6 protein-coding genes are annotated in these 10,371 nt (G+C 72.1%); 1 reads left to right on the top strand and 5 read right to left on the bottom strand.

The genetic code is table 11. From position 1 onward, the window contains the following. The 5 genes from topA to PSU4_RS12945 form a co-directional block, all read right to left on the bottom strand. Entirely contained in the window at positions 1–2,868 is a 2,868-nt protein-coding gene (gene topA / locus PSU4_RS12925) for a type I DNA topoisomerase (protein WP_379579171.1), read from the bottom strand. A 211-nt stretch (positions 2,869–3,079) separates the two neighbouring features. Then, a complete protein-coding gene (locus PSU4_RS12930) occupies positions 3,080–3,676 on the bottom strand; it encodes a hypothetical protein (protein WP_147107071.1) in 597 nt (198 codons plus the stop codon). Between the two features lie 83 nt (positions 3,677–3,759). Next, positions 3,760–4,356, bottom strand: coding sequence for a hypothetical protein (locus PSU4_RS12935; protein ID WP_147107074.1), 597 nt, complete (start codon positions 4,354–4,356; stop codon positions 3,760–3,762). A 104-nt stretch (positions 4,357–4,460) separates the two neighbouring features. Continuing rightward, a complete protein-coding gene (locus tag PSU4_RS12940; protein WP_147107077.1) occupies positions 4,461–5,003 on the bottom strand; it encodes a hypothetical protein in 543 nt (180 codons plus the stop codon). A 237-nt stretch (positions 5,004–5,240) separates the two neighbouring features. Further along, positions 5,241–7,556 (bottom strand): sodium-translocating pyrophosphatase, encoded by a 2,316-nt coding sequence (locus tag PSU4_RS12945; RefSeq protein ID WP_147107081.1) that lies wholly within the window; start codon positions 7,554–7,556, stop codon positions 5,241–5,243. A gap of 297 nt (positions 7,557–7,853) precedes the next feature. On the opposite strand from PSU4_RS12945, the gene sftH reads away from it, so the two are divergent. After that, positions 7,854–10,238 carry a DEAD/DEAH box helicase gene (sftH, locus tag PSU4_RS12950; protein ID WP_147107084.1) on the top strand — a complete coding sequence of 795 codons (2,385 nt, stop codon included), beginning with the start codon at positions 7,854–7,856 and terminating at the stop codon, positions 10,236–10,238. Positions 10,239–10,371: the final 133 nt, after the last annotated feature.

Below are 10,371 nucleotides of genomic sequence, written 5' to 3' on the forward strand. Positions count from 1 at the left end.
CTACTTCGGAGTCGGGGCCTTGCGGGCCGGCGCCTTCTTCGTGGTCGTCGTCTTCGAGGCGGCCGCCGTCCGACGGGCGGGGGCCTTCTTCGCGGGCGCCTTCTTGACGGGCGCCTTCGCGCGACGGTCGGCCAGCAGCTCCGACGCGCGCTCGTCGGTGATCTCCTCGACGCTGTCGCCCTTGCGCAGCGACGCGTTGGTCTCGCCGTCGGTGACGTAGGGGCCGAAGCGGCCGTCCTTGATCACCATCGGCTTGCCCGTTGCGGAGTCGTTGCCCAGCTCGCGCAGCGGCGGCGTGGCCGCGGCCGTGCGCCGCCCCCGCTGCTTGGGCTGCTTGTAGATCTCCAGCGCCTCCTCGAGGGTGACGGTGAACATCTGCTCCTCGTCGGTGAGCGACCGCGAGTCCGTCCCCTTCTTCAGGTAGGGGCCGTAGCGGCCGTTCTGCGCGGTGATCTCGTCGCCGCTCTCCGGGTCGGTGCCGACCAGCCGCGGCAGCGACAGCAGCCGCAGCGCGTCGTCGAGCGTCACGGACTCGACGTTCATCGTCTTGAGCAGCGACCCGGTGCGCGGCTTCGGCTTGGCCGGCGCCTTCTTCCGGCCGGTGGTGCCCTCGGCCGGTGCCTCCGGCTCGGGCAGGATCTCCGTCACGTACGGGCCGAAACGGCCCTCCTTGGCGACGATCTCGTGCCCCGTCACCGGGTCGGTGCCCAGCGAGCGGCCCTCCTGCGGCACCGAGAACAGCTGCTCGGCGATCTCGGCGGTCAGCTCGTCCGGGGGCAGGTCCTCGGGGAGGTTGGCGCGCTGCGAGGCCTCGTCGACCATCCGCTCCAGGTACGGCCCGTACCGGCCGACGCGCACCACGACGTCGCGCCCCTCGGCGTCGGTGAACATGGGGATCGAGTTGACCACGCGGGCGTCGATCTCCTCGAGGTTCACCCCGACGAGCTTCTTCAGCCCACCGGCGCGCGCCACCGATCCCTCGGAGCCCTGCGCGGCACCGAAGTAGAAGCCGTTGAGCCACGCCGTGCGGGAGTCGTTGCCCGACGCGATGGCGTCGAGCTCGTCCTCCATCGCGGCGGTGAAGTCGTAGTCGACGAGGCGGCCGAAATGGTGCTCCAGCAGCCCGATGACCGAGAACGCCACCCACGACGGGACGAGGGCGGAGCCCTTCTTCCACACGTAGCCGCGGTCCTGGATCGTCTTGATGATCGACGCGTACGTCGACGGCCGGCCGATGCCCAGCTCCTCGAGCTGCTTGACCAGGCTCGGCTCGGTGAAGCGGGCCGGCGGGTTCGTCGAGTGCCCGTCGGGGTTCAGCTCGGTGGCGGTGACGTCGGCGCCCTCGGTGAGGTTGGGCAGCCGCGACTCGGCGTCGTCGGCCTGGCCGTCGCTGCCCTCCTCGAGGGTCTCGACGTAGGCCTTCAGGAAGCCGGGGAACGTGATCGTGCGACCCGAGGCGGCGAACGTCGCCTCCTCGCCCGTCGCAGCGGTGCCGACGATCCGCACGCTCATCGTCGTGCCCCGCGCGTCGGCCATCTGCGAGGCGACGGTGCGCTGCCAGATCAGCTCGTAGAGGCGGAAGTCGTCGCCGTCGACCTCCCGGGCGATCTCCCCGGGTGTGCGGAACGTCTCACCCGACGGCCGGATCGCCTCGTGGGCCTCCTGCGCGTTCTTGACCTTGCGGGTGTACTGCCGCGGCTGCGGCGACACGTAGGCGTCGCCGTAGAGCTCGCGGGCCTGCGCCCGGGCCGCGTCGATCGCCGACGCCGACAGCGTCGTCGAGTCGGTACGCATGTAGGTGATGTAGCCGTTCTCGTACAGTCGCTGCGCGGTGCGCATCGTGCGCTCGGCGGAGAACCGCAGCTTGCGGCCCGCCTCCTGCTGCAGCGTCGACGTCATGAACGGTGCGTAGGGCTTGCGGGTGTACGGCTTCGACTCGACCGACGAGACCGTCAGCCCGACCCCGTCGAGCGCCTCCGCCAGCCGGCGCGCACCGGCCTCGTCGAGCGCGACCGCGTCCGACTTCAGCTTGCCGTCGGCCCCGAAGTCGCGGCCCGTGGCAACCCGGTTGCCGTCGATCGCGACCAGGCGCGCCCCGAACGTGCGCGGGGTGGCCTCGGCGCCCGCATCGAGGGTGGCGGCGATGTCCCAGTACGAGGCGGAGACGAACGCCATCCGCTCCCGCTCGCGCTGCACGATCAGCCGCGTCGCCACCGACTGAACCCGGCCCGCCGACAGCTTCGGCATGACCTTCTTCCACAGCACGGGGGAGACCTCGTAGCCGTAGAGCCGGTCGAGGATGCGCCGCGTCTCCTGCGCGTCGACCAGGTCCTGGTCGAGGTCGCGCAGGTTCTCGGCCGCCGCGAGGATGGCCGACTCGGTGATCTCGTGGAAGACCATCCGGCGGACCGGCACCGTCGGCTTCAGGGTGTCGAGCAGGTGCCAGGCGATGGCCTCGCCCTCGCGGTCGGGGTCCGTCGCGAGCAGGAGCTCGTCGACCGACTTGAGCGCGTCGCGCAGCTCGGAGACCTTGCTCTTCTTCTCCGGCGTCACGATGTAGAGCGGCTGGAACTGGTTGTCGACGTCGACGCCCAGCCGGGCCCACGACTCGCCCTTGTACTTGGCCGGCACGTCGGCCGCGCCGCGGGGGAGGTCACGGATGTGCCCCACGGACGACTCGACGATGTAGTCCTTGCCCAGGTAGGGGGCGATCTTCTTCGCCTTCGTCGGCGACTCGACGATCACCAACCGCCTGGTGGGACGCCCCGAGGCCGCAGTCGTCGGGGTGCCGCCGCGACGGCTGCCACCCGCAGCTGCTGCGGAGCCCTCGTCGGCTCCGGCCTTCGAACGCGTCGTTCGGGTTGCCACTTGGTCCTACTCCATCGTCGCCGGTCAACCCGTCTTTCCGGGTCGCCGTCGGCTGCTCGATCGCCCGTCCCCGTGCCGGGGAGCCGGGCAGGCCAGTATCTCTACAACACCAGCACCGTTCGCCACGTTCGCACATTCACCGGGCGTGTTGCATCTGTCACGTCGTGATGCCCCGTGACGGACGGGAGCGTAACCAGGCCGTCAACAGCGATCACAAGCCACGGCCCCACGACCGCGGCCAGTCGGCCGCCGGGACCCGCTCCGGGACCGGCCCCACGAGCTCCACGAGCCTGCGGACCCGGGCCGCGCCGGAGATCCGCAACGCCGGGGCGTCGTCGGTGCCGACCCGCGCCGGAGAGACCCCCGCACGGTACGCCGCCGCGACGAGGGGGCGATGGGTGTGCGGCGCCTCCGGGTCCAGGGCCAGCAGGTACCCGCCGCGCATGTCGGCCCGGCCCGAGGCCAGCGCCCACAGCCGCAGGACCGACCCGTCGAGCTGCAGGTCGTCCGGGACGTGCTTGGCGTCGTCGCGGCTCCACGCCAGCGCCAGCGACACCAGGTCGCACCGGAACGCCGAGCGCAGCGACACCGTGCCGTCCTCGGCCGGCTCCGCCTCCAGGCGCAGGCCCACCGCCGCGGCCGCCGCCCGCACCGCGCGGGCCCGCACCGCGTCGGCGACGTCGATGCTCAGCCGCGCCGTCGTCCCACTGCCGAACCGCACGATCCGGCCCGGGCCGCACAGTAGCCCGGCCAGGTCGGTGCGCCGCACCGGCCGGGCCTCCGCGGAGAACAGCGACAGCTGAGCCACGGCCCGCACGGTAGAACATGTGTTCGATCAACAGTGGTCCGGCACGCCGGACCGCCACCGCGCGTCGCCGGACGGCGTCCGCGTCAGCGCGCCCCGAGCTTCTGGCAGTTCGGCGCCGCGTCCGCCGCACGGTTGAGCCGGACGAACGGCTTCGTGTCGCCCAGCCCGCCACCGGACTGCGACAGCTTGGTCAGCGAGTTCGTCGCGTCGGTCAGTGCCGCCTGGAACGCCGCCGCGTTGTTGGGATCGACGGCGTCGACCTTCGTCTTCGCCTCGGTCAGGCTGGTCTCGAACTGGCCGTACAGGCCGTCGATGCGGCCGACCACCTCGTCGCCACCCGACACCGGCGACTTCCCGGCGTCCTTGAGCTGCGTGCGTGACTGCTGCACCCCGGCCACCACCGTGCCCAGGTAGTCGCTGAACGACTTCTTGATCGTCGGCAGGTCGTTCGCGTTGGCCAGGTCCGGGACCTTCTGCGACGCGTCGAGCATCGGCTGGAACGAGCCGCACACCTTGTCCATCCACGCCACCGGGTCGGCGCCGACGCCCTCCGTCGGCCGCGGCGCCGGATCGGCCGACGCCGTCCCGGTCACGACCGAGGAACACCCCCCGACCAGCAGCGTGAACGCCAGCGCGACGAGCGCGACGGCGGCGCGGAACGGCCTGGGGCGGCGCGGCATGCGTGGCTCCTGACGGGTCGAGCGGCGGCACTCCGCCCGCCAGTCTCCCCCACACGCGGGACGGGCGGGCCGGGGGAGTCCCGGCCCGCCCGTCGACCGGTGCGTCAGCCGTTCTGCTGCTGCAGCTTCTGGCAGTTGGCCGCCTTCGACGCGGCGGCGTTGATGTCCGCGTTGCCGTTCAGCCCGCTCGTGTCGATCTTCGACAGCTCCTGCAGCGGGCTCAGGGCCTCGGTCAGCGCGCCGGTGATCGCCGTCGGGTCGCTCGTGTCCACGCCGTCGAGCTTCTGGCGAGCCTGGTCGAACGACGACTTCACCGAGGTCAGCGTCGTCTTCAGCTGGGTGACGACCTGGTCGCCGCCGTCGATCGGCGACGGGCCCAGCTTGTCCATCGAGTCGATCGAGCCCTGGACGGCCGTGCTCGCCGTGCCCAGGTAGTCCTCGAGGCCCTGGATCGCGGAGTCCGGGTTCGACTGGTCGAACGTCGGCTGCGTCTTCACCGCGTCGGTGAACGTCGTGATCGAGCCGCACAGGCCGTCGGCCCACGCGACGTCGGCGTCGCTCGGGCCGCCGCAGCCGGCGAGGACGGTTGTCGCCGCCGCCGCGAGGGCGACCAGCGAGACCTTGAGGGATCGGGGGGTACGGCGCACTGAATGCTCCGGTTCTCTCGTGGGACGTGGCGGCGCAACGCAGCGGAGCGAGGGCGCGCGCAGTCGCACCGAGGCACCTGACCTCGAACGACGCATCGCCACCCTCCGGGGAGCTCCGACGCTCGGTGCGCCGCGGGCGCACGGACATTACTGGGACACCCCGGACACGGCGAAGGCCACCCACCCGAACGTGCGGGCGGATGGCCTTCGTCGTGACCTGCGGTGACGCGGGGCGGACTAGCCGACCTGCTCCTCCACCGGGGTGTCGGAGATGGTCGTCGACCGACGCTTCGACACGGCCACCGCCGCGACGATGATCGCCAGCGCGACCAGCGCGATGACGATGCGCAGCGCCGGGCTCGCCGAGTCGCCCACCGTGAACACCACGATGGCGGGCGCGATGAGCACCGAGACCAGGTTCATGACCTTGATCAGCGGGTTGATGGCCGGGCCGGCGGTGTCCTTGAACGGGTCACCGACGGTGTCACCGATGATCGTCGCCTCGTGCGCGGGCGAGCCCTTGCCGCCGTGGTTGCCGTCCTCGACGAGCTTCTTCGCGTTGTCCCACGCGCCACCCGAGTTGGCGAGGAAGATCGCCATCAGGGTGCCGCACGCGATCGCGCCGGCCAGGTAGCCGGCCAGCGGGCCGACACCGAGACCGAAGCCGACCGCGATCGGCGCGAAGATCGCCAGCAGACCGGGCGTGGCCAGCTCGCGCAGCGAGTCACGGGTGCAGATGTCGACGACGCGGCCGTACTCCGGCCGGCTCGTCCCCGCCATGATCCCGGGGTCGTTGCGGAACTGCCGCCGCACCTCGAACACGATGGCGCCGGCCGCGCGGGTCACGGCGTTGATCGCCAGGCCCGAGAACATGAACACGACCGCCGCACCGATGATCACACCGACCAACGTGTTGGGGGAGAACACCTCGAAGCTGAACGCCGTGTTGGAGGCGACGTTGATGTCGCCCACCGCCTGCGTGATCGCGTCGCGGTACGACCCGAACAGCGCCGTCGCCGCGAGCACCGCCGTGGCGATCGCGATGCCCTTGGTGATCGCCTTCGTCGTGTTGCCGACCGCGTCGAGCTCGGTGAGGATGCCGACGCCGTCGCCCTCCACGTCGCCCGACATCTCCGCGATGCCCTGCGCGTTGTCCGAGACCGGACCGAAGGTGTCCATCGCGACGATGACGCCGACCGTGGTGAGCAGACCCGTACCGGCCAGCGCAACCGCGAACAGCGCCACCGTGATCGACGCCGTCGCCAGCGCGAACGCGCCGAACACGGCCGCGCCGATCACGATCGCGGTGTACACGGCCGACTCGAAACCGATCGAGATGCCGGCCAGGATGACCGTGGCCGAGCCGGTCAGCGACGACTCGCCGACGGTCTTGACGGGCTTGTCCTCGGTGCCGGTGAAGTAGCCGGTCAGCCACAGGATGATGCCCGCGAGCACGATGCCGATGATCACCGCGATCGACGCGATCAGGCGCGGGTCGGACCCCGCCATGGCCGCGACGACGCCGGCGTCGGTGGGCGTGCCCGTGCCGTTGCTGCCGAGCTGGCCGAACGAACCCGGCAGGTACAGGTACGCCGCGATGACACACAGGACCGCGGAGATCAGCGCCGAGATGTAGAAGCTGCGGTTGATCGCCTTCAGGCCGCCCTCGTTGGGCCTGGCCCGCGTGATGTACACGCCGATGACGGCGGTGATGACACCGATCGCCGGGACGATCAGCGGGAACAGCAGACCCTGCAGGCCGAACGCCGCGCTGCCCAGGATCAGGGCCGCGACCAGCGTGACCGCGTAGGACTCGAACAGGTCGGCGGCCATGCCCGCGCAGTCACCGACGTTGTCGCCCACGTTGTCGGCGATCGTCGCCGCGTTGCGGGGGTCGTCCTCGGGAATGCCCTGCTCGACCTTGCCGACCAGGTCGGCGCCGACATCGGCCGCTTTGGTGAAGATGCCGCCACCGACACGCATGAACATCGCGAGCAGCGCGGCGCCGAACCCGAAGCCCTCCAGGACCTTCGGGGCCTCGCCCGCGTAGGCCAGCACGACGATCGAGGCGCCGAACAGACCGAGACCGACGGTGAACATGCCGACGACGCCACCGGTACGGAACGCGATGCGGGTCGCCTTCTCGCGCCCGCCCTCCTCGCGCGCCGCCGAGGCGACCCGGATGTTGGCCCGGGTGGCCAGCCACATGCCGAGATAACCGATCGTCGCGGAGAAGACCGCGCCGACGATGAAGAAGAGGGAGCGACCGATGCGTTCACCCCAGCCGTTCGCGGGGAGCGCGAAGAGCAGGACGAACACGATCACGACAAAAATGCCGAGCGTGCGGAACTGGCGGTTGAGGTAAGCCGCGGCACCTTCCTGGACCGCTCGGCCGATCTCCTGCATCTTCTCGGTGCCCTGGCCGGCAGCCAGGACCTCCTTGAGCAGGACGAAGCCGATGGCCAGGGCTGCGAGCGCGACCACCGCGACGACGCCGACGATGACGCGGTCGCCCGCGGCGAGATCGATCGCCGCGAGGGTGGACGAGGGCATGCGTTCTCCTGGATCGTGCGGACACTGGTGCCAGGAACGCTGACTGACGACGACATCCCTGGCGTCACAACCCGGTCATCGCTGGTGAAAGCGATCCCGAGCGTTGGCAGTGTAAGTGGGCATGGTGATCTCCACCTCTATGGGTTGTCGGACGCCACAGATGTGGTAACGGTTCGATCACAAGATCGGGTTTCCTCTGGTCACGGCCGCAATTCGGGGCGCCTCCGCCGCGCTGTCGGTCCCGTGTGTCAACCTCGACGGGATCGCCGCAGCACGGCGACCGGGAGGGAGACGCTCGTGTCGGTGACTGACGCGTCCCCCACCGCTCCCGCCGGGACCCCGTCCGGTGCCGCACCCGGGCGCGGCGACCGGCTGCTCGGGCGGGTCCTCGCCGGGGCCGAGGCCGACATCGGCGACCCGCTCTGCCCCCTGCGCCACAGCGTCCGCCTCGACGAACGCCACGGCCGGCCCGTTGCGTGGCCCTCGTGGGTGCCCCCCGAGATCGTCGCCGCGCTGCAGGCACGCGGAGTCGCGCAACCCTGGTCGCACCAGGTCGACGGCGCCGAACTCGCCCACGCCGGCCGCGACGTCGTCGTCGCCACCGGCACCGCGTCCGGGAAGTCGCTGGTCTACCAGCTGCCCGTACTCACCCGGTTCGCCACCGACCGGCGCGCCACCGCCCTCTACCTCTCACCGACCAAGGCGCTCGCCGCCGACCAGCTCCGCGCCCTCGACGCCCTCGCCATCCCCGACGTCCGCGCCACCTGCGTCGACGGCGACACCCCCGCCGAGGAACGCGACTGGGCCCGCCGCAACGCCCGCTGGATCCACAGCAACCCCGACATGCTGCACCGCTCGATCCTGCCCCGGCACGCGAGCTGGGCGACCTTCCTGCGCAGGCTCAGCTACGTCGTCGTCGACGAGTGCCACACCTACCGCGGCGTCTTCGGCTCCCACGTCGCCCTGCTGCTGCGCCGGCTCCTGCGCGTCGCCGCCCGCTACGGCTCCCGGCCCACGATCGTGCTCGCCTCCGCCACCGTCGCCGACCCGGGACCCTTCGCGACAGTGCTCACCGGCCGCGACGTCACCGCCATCACCGACGACGGATCGCCCCGCTCCGCCCGCACCGTCGCGCTCTGGGAACCGCCCCTGCTGCCCGAGCTCACGGGCGAGAACCTCGCGCCTGTCCGCCGCCCCGCCGGGGCCGAGGCGTCCCGGATGCTCGCCGACCTCGTCGTCGAAGGCGCCCGCACCCTCGCCTTCGTCCGCTCCCGACGCGGCGCCGAGCTCACCGCCATCGGCGCCCGCCGCCTGCTCGCCGACGCCGCCCCCGACCTCTGCTCCCGCGTCGAGTCCTACCGCGGCGGCTACCTCCCCGAGGAACGCCGCGAGCTCGAGTCCGCCCTCGCCCGCGGGCAGCTCCTCGGCGTCGCCAGCACCAACGCCCTCGAACTCGGCATGGACATCGCCGGGCTCGACGCCGTCGTCGTCGCCGGGTTCCCCGGCACCCGCGCCTCCTTCTGGCAGCAGGCAGGTCGCGCCGGGCGCGCCGCCGAGGAATCACTCGTCGTCCTCGTCGCCCGCGACGACCCCATGGACACCTACCTCGTCCACCACCCCGACGCGCTGCTCGGCGCCCCCGTCGAACGCTGCGTCCTCGACCCCACCAACCCCTACGTCCTCGGCCCGCACCTCGCCTGCGCCGCAGCCGAACTGCCTCTCACGTCGGCCGACCTCGAAGCCGACGGCGCCTTCGCCGGGACCCCGGCGGCGGGCGTGCTCGACGAGCTGGTCGACGACGGCGTCCTGCGCAAACGGCCCACCGGCTGGTTCTGGCCGTCGACACAGGACATGCCCGCAGGGTCCGTCGACATCCGCGGCTCCGGGCTCGGGCAGATCGCGCTCGTCGAGTCCGGCACCGGGCGGATGCTCGGCACCGTCGACGCCGGCTCCGCACCCGCCACCGCGCACCCCGGCGCCGTGTACCTGCACCGCGGCGAGAGCTACGTCGTCGAGTCCCTCGACCTCGACGCCGGCCTCGCCCTCGTCCACGCCGAGACCCCCGACTGGCGCACCGACGCCCGCTCCACCGCCGACGTCGAGATCGTCGGCGAGCTGTGCCGCTCCGAGCACGGTCCCGTCACCGTGAGCTTCGGGGAGACGTGCGTGACCACGCAGGTCGTCGGCTACCAGCGCCGCGCCCCCGACGGCAGGATCCTCGAGACCGTGCCCCTCGACATGCCCGAGCAGACCCTCGAGACCCGCGCCGTCTGGTACACGATCGACGACGCCGCCCTCGCCGACGCCGGCATCACCCCCGCCCGCATCCCCGGCGCGCTGCACGCCGCCGAACACGCCGCGATCGGGCTGCTGCCGCTCTTCGCGATCTGCGACCGCTGGGACATCGGCGGCATGTCGACGGCCCTGCACCCCCAGACCGGCCTGCCCACGGTGTTCGTCCACGACGGGCATCCCGGCGGCGCGGGCCTCGCCGAACGCGGGCACGGGGTGCTGGCCGAGTGGCTCGGGGCCACCCGCGCCGCGATCGCCGGGTGCGGCTGCCCGACCGGCTGCCCCTCCTGCGTGCAGTCGCCGAAGTGCGGCAACGGCAACAACCCGCTCGACAAGGCCGGCGCCATCGTCGTGCTCGACCTGGTGACCGCGGCGCTCCGGACGAACTGACCGCCGATCGGACGACGGAGCGCGGCCGCACGGCCCGCGGAGGGCGGCGCGGGCGAAGGGCGGCGCGGGTGAAGGGCGGCGCGGGCGAAGGGCGGCGCGGGTGAAGGGCGGCGCGGGCGAAGGGCGGCGCGGG

Origin of the sequence: Pseudonocardia sulfidoxydans NBRC 16205, assembly GCF_007989085.1 — a bacterium.
Lineage (GTDB): Bacteria > Actinomycetota > Actinomycetes > Mycobacteriales > Pseudonocardiaceae > Pseudonocardia > Pseudonocardia sulfidoxydans.

Bases quoted from the DNA above. Each gene is read 5' to 3' on its own strand.
- PSU4_RS12945 (WP_147107081.1), bottom strand. From the start codon at position 7,556: ATGCCCTCGTCCACCCTCGCGGCGATCGATCTCGCCGCGGGCGACCGC.
- PSU4_RS12935 (WP_147107074.1), bottom strand. From the start codon at position 4,356: ATGCCGCGCCGCCCCAGGCCGTTCCGCGCCGCCGTCGCGCTCGTCGCG.